Origin of the sequence: Streptomyces sp. NBC_01450, assembly GCF_036227505.1 — a bacterium.
Lineage (GTDB): Bacteria > Actinomycetota > Actinomycetes > Streptomycetales > Streptomycetaceae > Streptomyces.
On record NZ_CP109480.1, the window covers coordinates 7,876,586 to 7,896,494 of the forward strand.

Consider the following 19,909-nt stretch of genomic DNA (forward strand, 5'->3'; position numbering starts at 1 on the left):
GTCGGCTGCGGGCCGGTGGGGGCTGGTCGCGCAGTTCCCCGCGCCCCTGAAGGGCGCTGCGCGATCGGGGGTTGGGGGCGGAGACCCCGAGTGGGGGTGGGGCGGGTCAGGCCGTGAGGGGGAACTCCTCGCCCAGGGCGTGGAAGACCGCAGTGTTGAGGGCGAACGCCCGCTTGCACTCGGCGATGATCCGCTGCTTCTCCAGATCGTCCGCCCGCACCCCGTCCAGCGACTCACGGTAACCCCGCTTGAACGCGGCCGGATTACCGATGCCCTCGAAGACGTAGAAGCGCACGCCGTCGCCCTTCCGCGCGAAGCCCCAGGTCTGCTCCGCCGTACCCCGGATGATCTGACCGCCGGAGAGATCACCGAGGTAGCGGGTGTAGTGGTGGGCGATGTACCCGCCGGACCACTCGCGCGCACACGTGGCCACCCGCGCCGCGTACGCCTCGGTGGCGGGCAGCGCCCTGAGCGTCGCCCGCCAGTCCGGGCCCCGCAGATACGCGAGGTCACGCTCCAGCGCACCGCGACGCAGCAACTCCGGCCGGATGAACGGCCCGGCCACCGGATCGGACGCCAACCGCTCGGCATCCGTCTCCAACGCCTCGTACACGAACCACAACTGCTCGGTGTAGCGCGCGTACGCCTCGACCCCGAGCCCGCCGCCGAGCAGGTCGGTCATGAACGTCGAGGTGTTCGTCTCCACGTGCTGCTCGTGCGACGCGGTGCGGAGCAGCGTCGAGAACGCCTCATTCATGGGACCTCCGGTGCCGAAGCGGACGCGAGTCACTCAAAAGTTTGTATGGTTAGGCTTACCTAAGTCAATGGGTTCTCGACAGGTTCCCGACATCCTGTCGGTAAAACCGTACCCCGCTGGACGACAAAGAAGCCCGCCCAGAGATCAGGGCGGGCTTCGGACGACGGACTGACTACGGACCACGGATCACGGGCTACGGGCCACGCACGCGGCTACGGCAGCGTGAGAATCTCCGTACCGCTCTCCGTGACGACCAGCGTGTGCTCGAACTGCGCCGTCCGCTTGCGGTCCTTCGTCACGACGGTCCACCCGTCGTCCCACATGTCGTAGTCGTGCGTACCGAGCGTGAGCATCGGCTCGATCGTGAAGGTCATCCCGGGCTGGATGACGGTCGTCGCGTGCGGGCTGTCGTAGTGCGGGATGATCAGTCCTGAGTGGAACGAGGAGTTGATCCCGTGCCCCGTGAAGTCCCGCACGACCCCGTACCCGAACCGCTTGGCGTACGACTCGATCACACGGCCGATGACGTTGATCTGGCGTCCCGGCTTGACGGCCTTGATCGCGCGCTCGAGGGACTCACGGGTCCGCTCGACGAGGAGCCTCGACTCGTCGTCCACCTCCCCGACCAGGTACGTCGCGTTGTTGTCGCCGTGGACGCCACCGATGTACGCCGTCACGTCGAGGTTGACGATGTCGCCGTCCCGCAACACCGTGGAGTCGGGGATGCCGTGGCAGATGACCTCGTTGACGGAGGTGCACAGGGACTTGGGGAAACCGCGGTAACCGAGGGTGGACGGATAGGCGCCGTGGTCGCACATGTACGCGTGCGCGACCCGGTCCAGCTCGTCCGTCGTCACGCCCGGCGCGATGAGCTTCGCCGCCTCGGCCATCGCCCGCGCGGCGATCCGCCCGGCGATCCGCATCGCCTCGATGGTCTCGGGGGTCTGTACCTCCGGACCGGTGTACGGCGTGGGGGCGGGCTTTCCCACGTACTCGGGGCGCCTGATGTTTCCCGGAACGGGACGGGTGGGAGAGAGCTCTCCTGGTACGAGCAGCGACTGGCCAGACATGCCAGCGAGTCTAACCAGCGGGCATGGGGGCACTATGTCCGTGGCGAAAGGAGCAGGCCATGGCCCTCTTCAAGAAGCGGACCGTAGGGAAGCCGGGCGAGTGGTACTACTGCCTCGTCCACCAGAAGGTGGAAGAGGGCCCCGAGTGCCCCGCGAAGGACCGCTTCGGCCCCTACACCACCCGTGAGGAGGCCGAACACGCGATGGAGACCGCCCAGGAGCGCAACCTCGAGTGGGAGACGGACCCCAAGTGGCACGACGCGACGGGCCCGGCCCAGGAGACCGACGACTGAGCGGGCGGGACGCGGGGCGAGCGGCGGGGCTTTGCGGTGCCGGGGTGCCGGGGTGCCGCGATGCCGGGGCGCGGGGCATCGAGGCGTCGGGGCGTCTGCTCGCGTGGGCGCGACGGCCCGCGGGCGCCGACGGTGGCCGGCCCCGAGGGGGACCCGCACCACCCAAGTGACCGTCACGGGTGGTGCGGGTGGGAGAGCGTGGCGTGGCCCCGGGCGGAGCGCATCCGGACGGCGTGCTCATTCGTCCGCACGTCGTACCTCATCAGCTGCGGCAAGCACAGTGCCAACACCCCCACCGCTCCCACGCAGATCACACCCCCGGCCCAGATCGACGCCCGTACCCCCGTCCAGGCCGCCATCCCGCCCGCCCGTACCTGCCCCAGCTGGGGCCCGACGGAGTACGAGAGCAGTTCGATCCCGGCGAGTCGTCCCCGTAGCTCGTCCGGGATGGTCTGGTCCCACATGGCGCCCCGGAAGATCCCGCTCACCATGTCGAAACAGCCGCCGAGGACGAGGAAGAGCAGCACCAGCCACACGTTGTGCACGGCTCCCGCCCCCACCATAGCCAGCCCCCAGCACGCCGCCGCGAACGCCACCATCCGCCCGTGCCGGTGCACGCGCGAGGTCCACCCGCTGGTCAGCGTCACCAGCATCGCCCCGGCGGGCAGCGCGGCGTACATCAGCCCGAGCGACCACGCCGCGTCGAGCTCGTCGGCGAGGAACGGCAGTACGGCGAGCGGCATCGCGAAGAACATCGCGGCCAGGTCGATCACGTACGTGCCGAGGAGTTCCTTGCGGTTCCACGCGTACCGCGCGCCCTGGGCGATGGAGGCGAGCGACGGTTTCGCGGCCTCGTGCGAGGCCGGCGACGCGGCGAGTCCGACGATCAGTACGACCGACACCACGAAGGTCACCAGGTCCACGGCGTACGCCCAGCCGAGCCCGGCGTACGCGACCACGACGCCCGCGAGGGCCGGCCCCGCGACCCCGCCGACCGACCAGCGCAGGGAGTTGAGGGAGGCCGCGGCGGGCAGGTGCTCGTGCGCCACGATCCGGGGGACGAGCGAGTCCAGCGCGGGCCGCTGCACCGACCCGAGCGCGGAGGAGAGCGCGGCGACGACGTACAGCGGCCACACCGCCGGTCGCGGCATCAGCGCGTTGACCAGCAGTCCGCCGCACAGCAGCCCCTGCCCGGCCTCCGTGTAGAGGATCAGTTTCCGTTTGTCGAGGGCGTCGGCGAGGGCCCCGCCGTACAGCCCGAACACGATCAGCGGTACGAGTTCCACGGCCCCGATCGCCCCCACGGCCACCGCGGAGCCGGTCAGCACCTTCATCTGCACCGGCAGCGCGACGAAGGTCAGGAAGCTGCCGAAGTTGGTGATCAGCCCGGCCAGCCACAGCCGCCGGAAGTCGGCCGACGCCCGCCAGGGTGCGAGATCGGGCAGCAGCGACCGCAGTCGCGCACCGGCACCGGCACCGGCAGCGGTAGCGGCACCGGGTTCAGTGTGCGTGGGCAGCGCGGCGGGGGATACGGGGGCGTCGTCGGTCACGACGGCTCATGCTGAGCGGCGTCCTTCCTCGGCGGCAACTGCTTTTCCACCGCCCGGGACCGCCCCACTTCCCGACCGCCCCGCCGTCCCACTTCCCGACCGCCCCGCCGGCTCACCGCCCGCCGTGGCCTACCACCGCGCCGCCGGCGGAGCCGTCAGCTGGTCGGCGAGGCGGGAGAGCCGGTCGCGCAGGCGGCGCCGCCCCCGCGGCGAGGGCAGGGAGTTCTCCCCGGCCGCCGCGCTGACGAGGTGCTGCACGGTGTCCAGGTCGAGTTCCTGATCAGGCGGTACGGTCAGCGACTCGTGCGCCATCGCCCCGAGCTCACGGTCACCGGCGTCGAGCGCGAGCACGGTCGCCCCGGCCCGCCGCGCGTCGTGGATCCGCTCCAGGAGCGGCGCCCCGGGTGCGGCGGGCGACACCACGAGCAGCGTCTCGCCGCGCCGCGCCGCCTCGATTCGGCCGAGGCCCACGGCGAGATGGGCCGGGTCCGAGGCCCGCGCCCCGTGCCGCACCAGCGTCGGCGACAGCTCCGGCGTCCCCGACCAGGCCGCCTCGTCCACCAGGTGCGCGGCCAGGTGCCACGGCTCGTACTCCGCCGTGCCCACGAGCAGCAGCCCGCCCCCGTACGACACCACGGACCCCCTCAGGCCCTCCGCGAACCGCCGCGTGGCCCCCAACCACTCGGTTCCGGCGAGGACTTCGCGCAGCAACGCGACCCGTACGGCATCCATGCGCACGCATCCTGCCGCAATCGGCAACTGATCAGGCGGAGTTCACCATGAATTCGCCCAAGTGGGGCAGATCCCGGCGCATGACGGAAACAACCGGAACCGTTCCTAGAGACTGAGCGGGAGTGAGTCCTGTTGCCAGGTCTCATGCTCGGCCGAACGCCCCGGACGGTGTTGGGCGTTCTGATTGCCCGCGTTCGCTCCGCGCCCGGGCCCGACGGATTGTGTCCGTGGTCCGGGGATGCGGGGGCGGGTTCCCTCACGCCCAGGGACGCCTGGTCCGGCCTGGACGGTCCGATGCCCTTGCTCATCTCTCCGGTGAGCAGGGGGCGGTGCCGTCCGTCGCCGGATCGGGTGTCCCTGGGCGCGCCTTCCGATCGCCACGGCAGCAGCATCGTGGCGAGTGGTCTTGCGAGTCGTGCTGGTAAGGGGTTTCTGCCAGTATTGGGCGCCCCATCGGCTGGTGTAGGCCGGATCGACGGCGATGACCGCGACACCCGTCTGATCCGCCATCGAAGACAGCCGGGCGCGGAGCTTCCCGGTGGGCATGCCAGAGATGAGCTGCCGGAATCGTTTGCGGCGGCCGTGCTTATCGCGGGTCTTCTCCGCGGCGAAGTCCAGGTCCTCCACGGCGATCGCCTTCACGCCGCAGATGCGGGCCCAGTGCAGGAGGCGGGTGAGGGCGTGGCGGATCTGGGCGTCGCGGTGTTCGGCGGTGCCGGTCAGGTCGTAGAAGAAGCGGCGCGGGGCGCCGATGGGGTTGCCGTGGATGTCGAGGCGCCAGGCGGCGACGTGATCAGCGTTCATGTCGACGCCGATCACACCGTGCGCAAGCGCCGCCTCGATGGGCAGGGTGGGAGTGGGTGGTATCTGCCAGGACGCGGTCACGTACCAGCGGCCTCGGCCAGTGTCCAGGTGGATGCGGTAGGCGGTCGCCTGGTTGGCCGCGACCCTGTCGGCCCACTCGGTGCCCCGGTACACGAACGTGACCCGGCATGTCAGGACGTATCGCCCGTGCGGGGCGTTCGCCAGATGACCCAGCGGTACGGGGAGTTTGAGGCTCACCTCACCGTCCGGGCTGATACGGATCGTCTCGTTGCCGTACCGCTTGCCGGACTCCCCGTCCGCCTGACAGAACCAGCGCTCTGCCTCCCAACGCCCGCGCCACGCGGACTCCGTGAGCTGGGCCGCCTCCAAGTGATGGCGGGTGCGGGCCAGACGTTTGCCGCCCCGTGCGACGTGGACGACTCCGGCCTCCCGGTCGGCCCGCGCGGCGGCCAGCCGGTCCTCCAGCACCCGCAGCCGCCGTGACTTGGCATGCCATTCCCGCTGGGACCGGTAACCTCCGGGTGCCTTCTTCGTCCCCTTCTGCCCGACCGGTAGGGACAGCCGGTCCTCAATGGTGCGGACACCGGCTTCCAGGTTCTGGATGTGCGCCAACCGGCAGCGGCGGGCCAGCGCCCACTGGTCGTGAGTGGCTTTGGTGATACTGCCCGCCCACCGCGACGAGGAGAGCGGCGTCAACTCCCGCTTACGCGCCGCCCACGTCTCACCGGAGTGCTCCAGGCCGTCCCGGCAGCGGGCCTTGAGGTCCTTCGAGGCCAGCGAACCTAGATGCGCGCCCACCAGGCGCAACACCTTCTCATCGTCCGGCGTCAGGTGCTTGAGACGGGTCCGGACGGCCACACCACTCGGGCCGGACGCGACGAACGACGGCGCGATGTTCCTCAGCTCGCCCACCCCGTCACCCCCGCCCGGCCACACCTGAAGATCTCGTCGCCATGGGAAACGAGCGTCGCCCATGAAGGTCACGCATTCGATGAAAGAACGTCAGTTCGCCACGGAGAGCCAACCCCACGGCCGAGGCGCGCGACACGACGCTGAACACGCACGCTCACTCCCACTCACCAGAACGCTCTTGAACACACTCCAGCGGTAGCAGCTCCAGACCCCCACGGCAACAACCGCGGTCACCAGCACCCCCTTCCACGCGGGCCGCGAGGGCTACGCGAGCTTCCGAGTGACGACCCTCACCCGGGCCGCCGAAGCCCCCGAGGCGGGAACCGCGCCACGTAAGGTCGGCCCATGACCTCTACTGACAGTGCACAGAAGGCCCCCGCGAAGGACCCCTGGGACCTTCCGGACGTGTCCGGGCTCGTCGTCGGCGTGCTCGGCGGCACCGGCCCCCAGGGCAAGGGCCTGGCCTACCGGCTCGCCAGGGCCGGCCAGAAGGTGATTATCGGTTCGCGTGCGGCGGAACGCGCCCAGGCCGCCGCCGAGGAGCTGGGCCACGGTGTCGAGGGCGCCGACAACGCCGAGTGCGCGCGGCGCAGCGACATCGTGATCGTCGCCGTACCGTGGGAGGGGCACGGCAAGACCCTGGAATCGCTGCGCGAGGAGCTGACCGGCAAGCTCGTCGTCGACTGCGTCAACCCGCTCGGCTTCGACAAGAAGGGCGCCTACGCCCTGAAGCCGGAGGAGGGCAGCGCCGCCGAGCAGGCCGCCCTCCTGTTGCCGGACTCCCGGGTCGCGGCCGCCTTCCACCACCTCTCCGCCGTCCTCCTCGAGGACCCGGAGATCGACGAGATCGACACCGACGTGATGGTCCTCGGCGAGGAGCGCGCGGACGTCGAGATCGTGCAGGCGCTGGCCGGCCGTATCCCCGGCATGCGCGGCGTCTTCGCGGGCCGGCTCCGCAACGCCCACCAGGTCGAGGCGCTGGTCGCGAACCTGATCTCCGTGAACCGCCGCTACAAGGCCCACGCCGGCCTGCGGGTGACGGACGTATAGCGGGCGTACGGGCATGGGGGACATGAGGGACACTGGACGCCGTACGACTTCGTAGACCTCGTACGACCTCGTTCGAACCCTCCCGACAGGAGCCGACCCCCATGCCCCGCCTCGCCCTCTACACCCTGGTCGTCTGCGTCCTCTCCGTCGCCGCGGCCGTCGTCTCCTTCGTCCAGGGCAGCTGGCTGGGGATCGTGTGGGTGCTGCTGGCCGGACTGTCGTCCAACATGACCTGGTACTACGCGCGGCGCGGCCGCAGCGGGTCCTCGGTCAGCGGCTGACGGTGCAGTACTCGTTGACGCCGTCCCAGAAGCGGTACAGGTTCTGACCGCAGTAACGCTGGACGTCGTCGATGCCCAGGGCGCCCAGGATCGAGTAGATCGCGTCGAAGAACGCCGTGTTCACCGAGGGGATCCACAGCACCGCGAACACGGCGAGCAGGCCGAACGGCGCGAACGGCTCGACCTGGCGGCGGATGTTGTACGACAGCCAGGGCTCGATCACGCCGTAGCCGTCCAGGCCCGGGACCGGCAGGAAGTTCAGGATCGCGGCCGTGACCTGGAGCAGCGCGAGGAACGCCAGCGCGTAGCGGAAGGTGTCCGGGACGCCGTCCAGGGTGTGCAGCCAGAACGGCGCGGTGCACAGGACGGCGAACAGCACGTTCGTCAGCGGACCCGCCGCCGAGATCAGACTGTGCTTCCAGCGGCCCTGGATCCTGCCCCGCTCGATGAAGACCGCCCCGCCCGGCAGACCGATCCCGCCCATGATCACGAAGATCACCGGGAGCACGATGCTCAGCAGGGCATGGGTGTACTTCAGCGGGTTGAGGGTCAGATAGCCCTTGGCGCCGATCGAGATGTCGCCGCTGTGCAGGGCGGTGCGGGCGTGCGCGTACTCGTGCAGACACAGGGAGACGATCCACGCGGCCGTCACGAAGAGGAACACGGCCACACCGGGCTCCTCGGCGAACCCGGTCCATGTCGCCCACCCGGTCACCGCCATCACGGCCACGATCCCGACGAAGACGGGGCTGATCCTCCGGTCGCTGCTGCGACGGGAAGCGGCGGTGGTCATGGGGCTCCCTGGACTGGTACGCATGGTGCTGGGACTGCCCGACCGTACCGGGCTCACGGGGAAAACGTCTCGCGATCGGTCATTGGTTCCGGAGAGGGTGGGGGCCTGAGACAGTCATGCCACCGGAGACAATGGACCCCGTGCGCTACCGCATCCTCGGCACCACCCAGGCACTCCGCCCCGACGGCACGCCCGTCGTGCTCGGCGGGGCGCGGCTGCGCGCCCTTTTGACCGTGCTCGCGCTGCGGTCCGGACGGACCGTGCCCGCGGCCGTTCTGGTGGACGAGGTGTGGGACGGCGATCCGCCCGCGGACGCATCCGGCGCGCTGCAGGCACTGGTGGGACGGCTGCGCAGGGCGCTCGGGCCGGACGCGGTGGACTCGGGGGACGGCGGCTACCGGCTGGCCGCGGGCGCCGACGACATCGACCTGCACCGTTTCGAGCGGCTCGCGGGCGAGGGCGTACGCGCGCTCGCCGACGGCGACCCCACGAAGGCGGCCGAGGCCCTCGACGACGCCCTCGCCCTGTGGCACGGGCCGGCCCTCGCGGACCTCCCGGACCGCACCGCCGAGTCGGCCCGCTGGGAGACCCGCCGCCTCGACGTACGGCGCGCGAGGCTCACCGCGGCCCTCGCCCTCGGCCACGCCGAACAGTCCCTGCCCGAGCTCACCGCCCTGTGCGACCTCCACCCCTTGGACGAGCCTCTGCACGTCCTGCGCCTGCGCGCCCTGCGCGACGCGGGCCGCCCCGCCGAGGCCCTCGCCGCGTACGAGTCCGTACGGGAGCTGCTGGCCGACCGCCTCGGCTCCGACCCGGGCCCCGAGCTGCGCGCCCTGCACGGGGAGCTGCTCAGCCCCGCCGACGGTGGCGGCGGGGCGCACGCCCAGGGCCCACGGTCCGGCGCCGCGGGCCGGACCGGGAGCCACCCGCCACCGGCCGGGCGTGGCCGCTCCGTACCCCCGCCCCCCGGCAACCTCCGCGCCCGGCTCACCTCCTTCGTCGGGCGGGCGGCGGACATCGACACGATCCGGGGGGATCTGGCGGCGGCACGCCTCGTGACCTTGCTCGGGCCCGGTGGGGCCGGCAAGACACGGCTGTCGCAGGAGGCCGCTGAGACCATGGCGGACACCGCGCCGGACGGGGTGTGGCTGGCCGAACTCGCGCCGGTCGACGACCCGGAGGCCGTGCCCGAGGCCGTGCTCACCGCCGTCGGAGCCCGCGAGACCGTGCTGCGCGGCGCCGGTGCCGAGGAGATGCGGGCCGCCGCCGACCGGCACGACGACCCCCTCCAGCGGCTCGCCGAGCACTGCGCAAAGCGCCGCATGCTGATCGTCCTGGACAACTGCGAGCACGTCGTGGACGCCGCCGCGCGTCTCGTCGAGGCGTTGCTGGAGCGGTGCCCGGGACTGACGGTGCTGGCCACCAGCCGTGAACCCCTCGGCGTACCGGGGGAGTTGCTGCGTCCCGTGGAGCCGCTGCCGGAGCCGTTCGCGCTGCGGCTGCTGGCCGACCGGGGGGCCGCCGCCCGCCCGGGTTTCCGGGTCGAGGACGACCCCGCGGCCACCGCCGAGATCTGCCGCCGCCTCGACGGGCTGCCGCTCGCCATCGAACTCGCCGCGGCCCGGCTGCGGATGCTCACCCCGCGTCAGATCGCCGACCGGCTCGACGACCGGTTCCGCCTGCTGACCTCCGGCAGCCGTACCGTCCTGCCGCGCCAGCAGACCCTGCGCGCCGTCGTCGACTGGTCCTGGGACCTCCTCGACGAGGACGAGCGGGACGTGCTGCGGCGGCTGTCCGTCTTCGCGGGCGGCTGCGACCTCGCCGCCGCCGAGGCCGTCTGCGGACCGGCCGCCCTGGAAGCGCTCGGCTCGCTCGTCGACAAGTCCCTCGTCGTGGCCGCCCCTTCGGGGGACGGCGAGATGCGCTACCGGCTCCTGGAGACCGTCGGCGAGTACGCGGGCGAGCGCCTCGACGAGTCGGGGCAGCGCCCCGCCGCCGAGCGCGCCCACCTCACGCACTACCGCGAACTGGCCCGCACCACCGACCCCCAGCTGCGCGGCAGGGGCCAGCGCGCCGCCATCGAACGGCTGGAGACCGAGTCGGAGAACATCCGCGCCGCCCTCCAGCACGCCGTCGCCGCCCGCGACGAGCAGGAGGCGCTCTGCCTGGTCCTCTCCCTGGCCTGGTACTGGCAGATGCGCGATCTGCGGCTGATGGCCCGCCACTGGTCCCGCGAGGTCATGGCCCTCGGCCCGGACCCCTTCGACGGGCCCGTACGGCCGGCCGCCCCGTTGGTGGAGAGCTGCACCGACGCCCCGCCGCCGATGCGCCCCGAGGTCCTCGAGGAGGCCCGCCGCGGTGCCCACCTGGTCCATCTCTCCTGCATGGACATGGACATGGCGTCCTGGGACACCCCGCAGGCCAAGCGGAAGCTGCGCGTCATCAGCGAGACCTACCGCCCGGGCCAGCCGCAGACCTGCCGCAGCCCCGGCAACCTCTGGTTCTACGCCCTGATCCTGACCAGCGACATGGAGCGGATGCGCGCCGTCATCGACGCGACCGTCCAGACCTGCCGCGAACTCGGCTACGGGTGGGAACTCGCCGTCTCCCTCCAGATGCGCGCCAACATCCTCGCCAACCGGGCCACCTGGGCGGGCGACGCGACCCGGGACGCCGACGAGGCACTGGAACTCTTCACCCGGCTCGGGGACGCCTGGGGCGCCGCCGAGGCCCTCTCCGCACGTGGTGAGGCCCACGAGCGCCGGGGCGAGTTCGCGCTCGCCGCCGCGGACTACACGGAGGCCATGACCCACGCCGAAGGGCTCGGCGCGCACGCCCAGACGGCTGTCCTGAACACCCGGCTCGGCACCGTGCTCATCGAGTCCGGCGACACCGAACGCGGTGAACGGTTGCTCCGGGAGGTCCTGGAGCGCGGCGAGGGGGCCTACAACGAGGCCATGCCCGCCTCCCGGCTGTTCCTGTCGATGTGGCTGGGCCGCAGCGGCCGGGTCGCCGAGGCGCGCGAACAGATGCGGTTGCTGCGCGCGAACTTCGAAGCGGTCACCTTCGTGGTCTTCGACGGCTTCGTGGTGGGCATCGAGGCCTGGCTGGACGCGATCGAGGGCCTGCACGAGTCCGCCCTGGAGAAGGTGCGGCAGGCGCTGGCGCGGGCGGGCGACCCGTTGTCGCAGATCCTCGCCCCGCACATGTCCTCCGCGCATCTGACCACCGCCGCCATCGCCCTCACCGGCCTGGACGGCGGCCGCCGTGTGCGCGACGCGGCCGTGCTGCTCGGGGCCGCCGACCACCTGCTGCCGCCCGGGCACTTCGTGGGCCCGATGGAGGACGAGGTGCGCGCGCAGGCGGAGGCCGACGTACGGGCCGTGCTGGACGACGCGACGTACGAGGCCGCGTACGCCGAGGGCGGCGGGCTCTCCCTGGAGGAGGCCGCCGCCCTCGTATGACGCGGACCGGGGGTTTCCGTGTCCTGTGGACGAACGTCAGCTCTTGGTGCGGAACTTGTGGATCGCGATCGGCGCCATGACCAAGGTGAGTCCCGCCGTCCAGGCGAGGGTCACCCACAGGTTGTGCGTGACCGGTCCGCCCACCATCAGGGCGCGTGTGGTGTCCGCGAGCGCGGACAGCGGGTTGTAGTCGGTGAAGGCCTGCAGCCAGCCGGGCATGGTTCCGGTCGGCGAGTAGATGGACGAGCCGAACTGCAGGGGCATCAGCACCAGGAAGCCCATCGCCTGCACGGACTGCGCGTTCTTCATCGTCACCCCGAGGACCAGGAAGATCCACATCAGGGACGAGGCGAAGAGGACGGAGAGCCCCACGGAGGCGAACAGACCCGGCCAGTTCGTGATGTCGAAGCCGACCAGCACGCCGACGATCATGAGGACCGTCGTCGCGACGAGCATCCGCATCAGCTCCACCACGATCTTGGCGAAGAGCACCGAGCCCTGGCCGATCGGCAGGGTGCGGAAGCGGTCCATCACTCCCTTCTGGAAGTCCTCGTTGAAGCCGGTGCCGACGGCCGTCGCGATGTTCATGGCCGTCATGGCCATCAGACCGGGCACCACGTACTGGACGTACGCGTCCTGTCCGCCGCCCAGCGACTGCCCGATGGAGCCGCCGAAGACGTACACGAACAGCAGGGTGAAGATGACCGGCATCAGGACGGCGTCGAACATCGACTCCGGGTCCTGGCGGATCCACAGCAGGTTGCGGCGGACGAGGGCGCCGATGTGGCGCGCGTGCGCGCGGGGCGAGATACGGGGGTCGCCCTTCGCGGCGAGGGGGGCTTCGACAACGGCGGTACTCATGCGGAGACCTCCTCGTAGACACGGGCGGGGGTCTCGTCCTGTGGGGCACTGGCCTTGTGGCCGGTGAGGGACAGGAACACCTCGTCCAGACTGGGCAGTTCGGTGGAGATGGAGCCGATCGTGATGCCGCGCGCGGTGACCGCGCCGACCACGGCGGTGAGCTGTTCGTCGCTGAGGATCGGCACCAGCACGGTGCCGGTCTCGGTGTCCACGACCGAGGCGGCGAGACCGGTGAGGCCCAGCTCGTCGAAGAGCGAGGCCAGCGGGCGCAGCTCCAGCGGGTCCACCGGGCGGATGCGCAGCGTACGGCCGCCGACCCGGGCCTTCAGCTCGTCGATCCGGCCGCTGGCGACGATCTTGCCGCGGTCGATGACCGTGAGCTCGGAGGCCAGCTGCTCGGCCTCCTCCATGTACTGGGTGGTGAGCAGCACGGTGGCGCCGTCCGCGACCATCCGCTTGACCTCCTTCCACACCTCGTTGCGGGTGCGCGGGTCGAGCCCGGTGGTCGGTTCGTCCAGGTAGAGGACGGACGGGTGGCCGATCATGGAGGCGGCGAGGTCGAGACGGCGGCGCATACCGCCGGAGTACGTCGATGTCGGGCGCTTGGCCGCCTCGGTGAGCGAGAAGCGCTCAAGGAGCTCGTCGGCGCGCCGGCGGGCGTCCTTGCGGGGCAGGTCGAGCAGCCGCCCGATCATGTACAGGTTCTCCCAGCCGGGGAGCTTCTCGTCGACCGAGGCGTACTGACCGGTCAGGCCTATCACTCGGCGCAGCTGGCGGGGCTGGGTGAGCACGTCGTAGCCGGCGACGGTGGCCCGGCCGGCGTCGGGGGTGATGAGGGTGGACAGGATACGGACGAGGGTGGTCTTGCCGGCACCGTTGGGACCGAGCACCCCGAGGACGGTTCCCTCGCGGACGTCCAGGTCCACGCCGTCCAGTGCCTTGGTCTCGCCGTAGTGCTTGACCAGCCCCCGCACGGAGACGGCGCTGCGGGCGCCGCTGTCGGGGTTCTTGTCGATTCGCGTCATGCCCATCAAGGTGCCAGCCCCCACCGACAAACCACCTACAGCTCACCTACAGCGCCGGACGCTCACCGATATATCGCCGACAGACGTTCGCGCGTATCACTGCGGTGCGTGGGCTTCGCGCACGGCGACAGCCCGCCGATGGGGGAATTCGGCGGGCTGTCTTTGGTGCCGCAGTGGCTCAGTGGGCCTCAGTCGCTCAGTGGACCGAGTGCTCCTCGAGAGGGAACGTTCCGCCGACGACGTCGTCCGCGAACGCGCGCGCCGCGTTGCCCATGACCTCGCGCAGATCGGCGTACTTCTTCACGAACTTCGGCATCTTGCCGCCGGTGAGGCCGAGCATGTCGGTCCACACCAGGACCTGCGCGTCGGTCTCCGGACCCGCGCCGATGCCGACGGTCGGGATGTGCAGGGTGCGGGTGACCTCGGCGGCGAGCTCCGCCGGGACCAGCTCCAGGACGACCGCGAACGCGCCCGCGTCCTGGACCGCCTTGGCGTCGCGCAGCAGCTGCTGGGCAGCCTCCTCGCCGCGGCCCTGGACGCGGTAGCCCATGGAGTTCACGGACTGCGGGGTCAGGCCGATGTGCGCCATCACGGGGATGCCGGACTCCACGAGCAGCTCGATCTGGCGGTGCGAGCGCTCGCCGCCCTCCAGCTTCACCGCGCCGACCCCGGCCTCCTTGACCAGCCGGGTGGCGGAGCGCAGCGCCTGGACGGGGCCCTCCTGGTACGACCCGAAGGGCAGGTCGCCGACGATCAGGGCGCGGCTGGTGCCGCGTACGACCGCGGCGGAGAGCATGGTCATCTCGTCGAGGGTGACGGGGACGGTCGTCTCGTACCCCAGGTGGCAGTTGCCCGCCGAGTCACCGACGAGCATGACCGGGATGCCGGCCTCGTCGAAGACGGACGCGGTCATCGCGTCGTAGGCGGTGAGCATCGGCCACTTCTCGCCGCGCTCCTTGGCTGTGGTGATGTCGCGGACCGTGATGCGGCGGGTGCTCTTGCCTCCGTACAGCGCCTTGCTGCTGTCGGTGGTCGCCCGCGCACCCTCCGCGGACTGCTTCGGGGCAGCCGAAAGCTGCGTCATCGCAACGGCTCCTTCTGTCATCTCGAGGCGCCCTGACGGCGTCCCCGGATCCCCTACATGGTGGCACCTCGTGCCACCGCGTGCCAGACCGGGGCGAGCGGCGTGCGTCTCCCGTCCGCCGGTGCTCCACCGGTGCTCCGCGGGGACACGGGCGGTCGGAGGCCATCTCTTCGTAAGGTCTCTGTAAAGTATTTTCGATACGAGACGGTCCCGTATCGGAAATCGATAGGCTCCGCCCCATGACAACTCCCGCAGCTCACGTCGAACGGCGCGTGCCCGAAGAGGTCCATCGGCGCCGCTGGGCCATTCTCGGCGTGCTCATGCTCAGCCTGTTGATAGTGGTGCTGGACAACTCCATCCTCAACGTCGCGATCAAGACGATCTCGACGCCGGCGCCCACCGGACTCGGTGCCACCCAGAGCGAGCTGGAGTGGGCCATCAACGCCTACACGCTCGTCTTCGCGGGGCTGCTCTTCACCGCGGGCCTCTTCGGCGACCGGTTCGGCCGCAAGAAGGTCCTGCTCGCCGGACTCGCCGTCTTCGGCACCGGGTCGGCGCTGGCCGCGGAGGCAGGCTCGCCCGTCCAGCTCATCGTCTTCCGCGCGGTGATGGGCTTCGGCGCCGCCTTCGTGATGCCCGCCACCCTCGCCGTCCTCATGAACGTCTTCGAGCGCGAGGAGCAGCCCAAGGCCATCGGCATCTGGGCCGGCGGCGTCGGCATCGCCATCGCCATCGGCCCGATCACCGGCGGCGTGCTCCTCGCCCACTTCTGGTGGGGCTCGGTCTTCCTCATCAACGTGCCGATCGTGCTGCTGGCGCTCGGCCTGATGTTCTGGCTGGTCCCGGACTCCCGCGACCCGAACCCCGGCCGCATCGACCTCGTCGGCGTGGTCCTCTCGGTCATAGGGCTCGTCCTGCTCGTCTACGGCATCATCAAGGGCGGCCAGCTGGCCTCCTTCACCGACGCGGCGGTCCTCGCGACCATCGGCGCCGGAATCGCCGTCCTCGCCTGCTTCGTCATCTACGAGAAGCGCAGCGACCATCCGTCCATCGACATCACCTACTTCAAGAACAAGGTCTTCTCGGCCGCCATCGCCGCCATCGCGCTCGTCTTCTTCGCGATGATGGGCGTGACCTTCTTCTCCGTCTTCTACACCCAGAGCGTGCGGGGCTACTCGCCGCTGAAGACCGGTGTGCTGCTGCTGCCGCTCGCCGCGGCCCAGCTCTTCTTCGCACCGCGCGCCCGCCTCGTCGTCGACCGCTTCGGCAACCGGGCCACCTGCACGGCGGGCCTGCTGCTGCTCGGCGCGATGCTCGGCGCCTTCGCGACCCTGGACGCGGACACGCCGATCTGGCTCCTCGAGGTCATCTTCTTCCTCATGGGCGCCGGCATGGCGCACATCATGACCCCGACCAGCGTCGTCATCATGCAGGCCCTGCCGCGCGAGAAGGCGGGCTCCGCCTCCGCCCTGAGCAACGTCTTCCGTCAGGTCGGCGGCGCCCTCGGCATCGCGGTCCTCGGCTCGGTCCTGTCCTCGGCCTACCGCAACGGCATCGAGGACAAGCTCACCGTCCTCCCGGCCGGCCTGCGGCACACCGCGGGCGAGTCCATCGAGGCCACGCTCGGCGTCGCCGCCAAGCTCGGCCCCCGGGGCGACGCCCTCGTCACCCCGGCCAACGACGCCTTCCTGCACGCCATGCACGTCACCGCCCTGTGCGGTGCGGGTATCGCGCTGGTCGGCGCCGTGATCGTGGCCCTGTTCCTGCCGGGCCGCAGTTCGACCCCGGAACAGGGCAAGGAGGAGACGGAGTTGGTGGCCGCCGAGCACTGACAGGGCGCGGCAGGGAGAATTGCGCCAGCACCACCAAGGAAGGGAGCGACACATGAGCCTCGCGGACAGCCGAACCAGGCAGGAGGGTGCCCCCCGGGGGCGCCCCCGCAGCGAGGCCGTGGAGCGCTCCATCATCGAGGGCGCGATAAAACTCCTGGAGGACGGCGTCCCCCTCGGGGAGATCTCCATCGAGCGCCTGGCCCGGACCGCGGGCGTCGGCAAGGCGACCATCTACCGCCGTTGGAGCGGCAAGGAGGAACTCTTCGTCGACGTCATGCGCGCCACCGAGCCTCCGGACGCCGAACTCCCGGGCACCTCGATGCGCGACGACCTGATAGCCCTTCTGGAGCCGCTGCGCCAGCGGGGCCTGGCCAGCCGCTCCTCGGCGCTCCTGCACAACGTCTACGCCCAGATCAAGTCCAGCCCCAAGATCTGGGCCGCGTACCAGGCGATCGTCATCGAACCGCGGCGCCTGACCACCTTCGAGGTCCTGCGCCGCGGACAGCGGGACGGTGAACTCCGCGACGACGTGGACATCGAGGTCATCAACGACCTCTTCGTCGGACCCATGCTGGTCCGCGCCGTCATGCGCCCGGACGCCGAACTCCCCGAGAACCTGGCCGAACAGATCGTCGACACGGTACTCGCGGGACTGCGCCCCGCCGGAACCTAGGGCCTGTCCGGCGGACCGTGCCACAGACCTGGTTCACCCGCTCGGCGGGCGGCGCGAATGTGCGCGTTTCGTCACAGAGGCCGCACTCCGACCCCGTATTCGGAACCCCGGACACCGAGTTGTTCGTCCTCGTGCCCGTACGGCCGTCCCGGTACGGCGAGAACGACGCCGATCATCCCCTAGGGTCGTAGCCGAGGGGCTGACGGTGTGCACGGCAGGTTGTGAGGCGACGGTATGGCGCAGGCGTACATGACGGAGACAGGCAGCGACGGCTCAGGGCCCGAGCGCCGAGGTCCCCGGCTTCGGCGTCTGCTCGACAAGTTCCGGCGCCGGCTGGCCGCCTGGCGGGGCGACCGCGGCATCTGGCGCCGCGGACTGATCCTCGCCGCGCTCGCCCTGATCCTCGCCCTGGTGATGCTGCTGCACGCGCGGATCCCCAACAGGATCGGCAACCTGGGCAGTCTCACCGAGACGTTCCTGCCGTGGTTCGGCATCCTCATCCCCGTCCTGCTGGTCCTCGGCTTCGTACGGAAGTCCGCGACCGCCCTGATCGCCGTCCTGTTGCCCGCGATCGTCTGGCTGAACCTGTTCGGCGGACTGCTCATCGACCGGACCGGTGCCGGCGGCGACCTGACCGTCGCCACGCACAACGTCAACGCGGAGAACCCGGACCCCGCCGGCACCGCCCGTGACGTGGCCGCGTCCGGCGCCGACGTGGTGGCCCTGGAGGAGTTGAAGGCCGGGGCGGTCCCCACGTACGAGAAGGCGCTCGCCCCGACGTACAGGTACCACTCCGTGCAGGGCACCGTCGGGCTGTGGAGCAAGTACCCGCTGACCGGCATCAAGCCCGTCGACATCAAGCTGGGCTGGACCCGCGCGATGCGCGCCACGGTGACGACCCCGAACGGCCAGGTCGCGGTGTACGTCGCCCATCTGCCCTCGGTCCGGGTGAAGATGAAGGCCGGGTTCACCGCCCGCCAGCGCGACCGGAGCGCCGACGCGCTCGGCGAGGCGATCGCCGACGAGCCGCTGAAGAGGGTCGTCCTGCTCGGCGACCTCAACGGCACGATGAACGACCGCGCGCTGAACGCCGTCACCTCGCAGATGCGCTCCACCCAGGGCGCGGCGGGCAGCGGCTTCGGGTTCAGCTGGCCGGCGTCGTTCCCGATGGCCCGGATCGACCAGATCATGGTCAGGGACATCGAGCCGGTCACCTCGTGGACCCTGCCCGAGACCAGCAGCGACCACCTTCCGATCGCCGCCCGCGTCAAGGTCACGGCAACCGGGTCTTAACCTCCTGGAATACTGGGCCTGCGAGACTTTGTTCCACAGGTGAACTTATGGAGCCCGTGCACACCGGTGTGCACGGGCGCGTCCGTGCGTGTGTGTGCTCCCGGCCACGGTGGTGCACGCCCACGAAGCCGGGCTCGTCCCCGCCCGTCCGGTTCTCCCTTTTGCACTCCGCTCTTCTGAAAGGCCCCTCATGCCACTGGCCCTGCTCGCCCTAGCCGTGGGCGCCTTCGGCATCGGTACCACCGAGTTCGTGATGATGGGCCTGCTGCCCGACGTCGCGGACGACCTCCACATATCCATCCCGAGCGCCGGACACCTCGTCTCGGCCTACGCCCTCGGCGTGGTGATCGGCGCCCCGCTGCTCGCCGCGGCCACCGCCCGGATGTCCCGCCGCAAGGTCCTCATCGCCCTGATGGGGCTCTTCGTGGCCGGCAACGCGCTCTCCGCCTTCGCCCCCGACTACCACTGGCTGCTCGCCGCCCGCTTCGTCAGCGGCCTGCCGCACGGCGCGTTCTTCGGCGTCGGCGCCGTCGTCGCCACCAACCTCGTCGCCCCCGAGCGCAAGGCACGCTCCGTCTCGCTGATGTTCCTCGGCCTGACCGTCGCGAACATCGCGGGCGTCCCCGTCGCCACCTTCATCGGCCAGCACTTCGGCTGGCGGGCGACCTTCCTCGGCGTGAGCGCGATCGGCCTGGCGGCGATAGCCTCGCTCGCGTCGCTCATCCCGCGCGACCACACGCACGCCCCCACGGGCGGCCTGCGCGGCGAACTGGCCGCCCTGCGTTCGCTCCCCGTCTGGCTGGCCCTCGGTACGACGGTCGCGGGCTTCGGCGCCCTGTTCTCCGCGTACAGCTACATCACGCCGATGCTCACGGACTCCGCCGGGTACGCCGACTCCAGCGTCACGCTGCTGCTGGCGCTGTTCGGCGTCGGCGCGACGGCCGGCAACCTCGTGGGCGGCCGCCTCGCGGACCACTCCCTGCGCGGCACCCTCTTCGGCGGACTCGCCTCGCTGGTCACGGTCCTCGCCCTCTTCCCCGTCCTCATGAGCGCCCAGTGGAGTGCGGCCGTCGCCGTCACCCTCCTCGGTACGGCCGCCTTCATCACCGGCTCGCCGCTCCAGCTGATGGTCATGGAGAAGGCCTCCGCGGCGCCGTCCCTGGCGTCCTCCGCCAACCAGGCCGCGTTCAACCTCGCGAACGCCGGCGGTGCGTGGATCGGCGGCGTCGCGCTGGCCGCCGGCTTCGGTGCGACGTCACCGGCGCTGGCGGGAGCGCTGCTCGCGGTCCTCGGCCTCGCGGTCGCCGCGACGGCGTACGCCGTGGACCACCGCCGCGCCGAGGTCCTCGCACCCACGCCGGGCCGCCTGGTGGCGACCCACGTCCCCCCGCACCCGGAACACGCCCATCACTGA

At 71.0% G+C, this 19,909-nt stretch carries 16 protein-coding genes and 1 pseudogene; 8 read left to right on the forward strand and 9 right to left on the reverse strand.

The features are described 5' to 3' along the window. Positions 1–106 precede the first annotated feature (106 nt). Positions 107–757 (reverse strand): biliverdin-producing heme oxygenase, encoded by a 651-nt coding sequence (locus OG568_RS35010; RefSeq protein WP_329534459.1) that lies wholly within the window; start codon positions 755–757, stop codon positions 107–109. A gap of 212 nt (positions 758–969) precedes the next feature. After that, positions 970–1,827: a type I methionyl aminopeptidase gene (gene map, locus OG568_RS35015; RefSeq protein WP_329534460.1), complete on the reverse strand. Its 858-nt coding sequence runs from the start codon at positions 1,825–1,827 to the stop codon at positions 970–972. Between the two features lie 59 nt (positions 1,828–1,886). On the opposite strand from map, the gene OG568_RS35020 reads away from it, so the two are divergent. Beyond that, complete coding sequence (locus OG568_RS35020; protein ID WP_266414492.1) at positions 1,887–2,120, forward strand: hypothetical protein; 234 nt, start codon at positions 1,887–1,889, stop codon at positions 2,118–2,120. Positions 2,121–2,293: 173 nt separating this feature from the next. Here OG568_RS35020 and OG568_RS35025 read toward each other — a convergent pair whose 3' ends face one another. From OG568_RS35025 to OG568_RS35035, 3 genes and pseudogenes are all read right to left on the reverse strand, one after another. Beyond that, positions 2,294–3,637 carry an MFS transporter gene (locus tag OG568_RS35025; RefSeq protein ID WP_443077904.1) on the reverse strand — a complete coding sequence of 448 codons (1,344 nt, stop codon included), beginning with the start codon at positions 3,635–3,637 and terminating at the stop codon, positions 2,294–2,296. 162 nt (positions 3,638–3,799) lie between these two features. Continuing rightward, on the reverse strand, positions 3,800–4,402 hold the full coding sequence (locus OG568_RS35030; RefSeq protein WP_266414494.1) for a hypothetical protein: 603 nt from the start codon (positions 4,400–4,402) through the stop codon (positions 3,800–3,802). Positions 4,403–4,507: 105 nt separating this feature from the next. Beyond that, positions 4,508–6,139: pseudogene (locus tag OG568_RS35035) on the reverse strand (IS200/IS605 family accessory protein TnpB-related protein). A 345-nt stretch (positions 6,140–6,484) separates the two neighbouring features. On the opposite strand from OG568_RS35035, the gene npdG reads away from it, so the two are divergent. Both npdG and OG568_RS35045 read left to right on the forward strand, forming a co-directional pair. Further along, the gene (gene npdG / locus OG568_RS35040; RefSeq protein WP_266414496.1) at positions 6,485–7,189 is read left to right on the forward strand and encodes an NADPH-dependent F420 reductase; all 705 of its coding nucleotides are present in this window, start codon (positions 6,485–6,487) and stop codon (positions 7,187–7,189) included. 101 nt (positions 7,190–7,290) lie between these two features. Further along, entirely contained in the window at positions 7,291–7,470 is a 180-nt protein-coding gene (locus tag OG568_RS35045; RefSeq protein ID WP_329534461.1) for a hypothetical protein, read from the forward strand. Here the strand turns inward: OG568_RS35045 and OG568_RS35050 are convergent. Beyond that, on the reverse strand, positions 7,460–8,263 hold the full coding sequence (locus tag OG568_RS35050) for a site-2 protease family protein (protein WP_329534462.1): 804 nt from the start codon (positions 8,261–8,263) through the stop codon (positions 7,460–7,462). The two genes, OG568_RS35045 and OG568_RS35050, sit on opposite strands and share 11 nt — an antisense overlap. A gap of 131 nt (positions 8,264–8,394) precedes the next feature. Here OG568_RS35050 and OG568_RS35055 point away from each other — a divergent pair, with 131 nt between their 5' ends. Beyond that, positions 8,395–11,727, forward strand: coding sequence for an AfsR/SARP family transcriptional regulator (locus tag OG568_RS35055; RefSeq protein ID WP_329536548.1), 3,333 nt, complete (start codon positions 8,395–8,397; stop codon positions 11,725–11,727). Positions 11,728–11,763: 36 nt separating this feature from the next. Here OG568_RS35055 and OG568_RS35060 read toward each other — a convergent pair whose 3' ends face one another. The 3 genes from OG568_RS35060 to panB form a co-directional block, all read right to left on the reverse strand. Continuing rightward, positions 11,764–12,588, reverse strand: coding sequence for an ABC transporter permease (locus OG568_RS35060; RefSeq protein WP_329534463.1), 825 nt, complete (start codon positions 12,586–12,588; stop codon positions 11,764–11,766). Beyond that, positions 12,585–13,613: an ATP-binding cassette domain-containing protein gene (locus OG568_RS35065; protein ID WP_266582168.1), complete on the reverse strand. Its 1,029-nt coding sequence runs from the start codon at positions 13,611–13,613 to the stop codon at positions 12,585–12,587. Before OG568_RS35065 ends, OG568_RS35060 begins: the two co-directional genes overlap by 4 nt. Positions 13,614–13,809: 196 nt before the next feature. Beyond that, positions 13,810–14,697 (reverse strand): 3-methyl-2-oxobutanoate hydroxymethyltransferase, encoded by an 888-nt coding sequence (panB, locus tag OG568_RS35070; RefSeq protein WP_266582167.1) that lies wholly within the window; start codon positions 14,695–14,697, stop codon positions 13,810–13,812. A 239-nt stretch (positions 14,698–14,936) separates the two neighbouring features. On the opposite strand from panB, the gene OG568_RS35075 reads away from it, so the two are divergent. From OG568_RS35075 to OG568_RS35090, 4 genes are all read left to right on the forward strand, one after another. Then, a complete protein-coding gene (locus OG568_RS35075; protein WP_329534464.1) occupies positions 14,937–16,529 on the forward strand; it encodes an MFS transporter in 1,593 nt (530 codons plus the stop codon). A 52-nt stretch (positions 16,530–16,581) separates the two neighbouring features. Further along, positions 16,582–17,202, forward strand: a complete 621-nt coding sequence (locus tag OG568_RS35080) for a TetR/AcrR family transcriptional regulator (protein WP_329534465.1) — start codon at positions 16,582–16,584, stop codon at positions 17,200–17,202. 234 nt (positions 17,203–17,436) lie between these two features. Next, positions 17,437–18,495, forward strand: a complete 1,059-nt coding sequence (locus OG568_RS35085; RefSeq protein ID WP_329534466.1) for an endonuclease/exonuclease/phosphatase family protein — start codon at positions 17,437–17,439, stop codon at positions 18,493–18,495. 190 nt (positions 18,496–18,685) lie between these two features. Further along, complete coding sequence (locus OG568_RS35090; RefSeq protein WP_329534467.1) at positions 18,686–19,909, forward strand: MFS transporter; 1,224 nt, start codon at positions 18,686–18,688, stop codon at positions 19,907–19,909.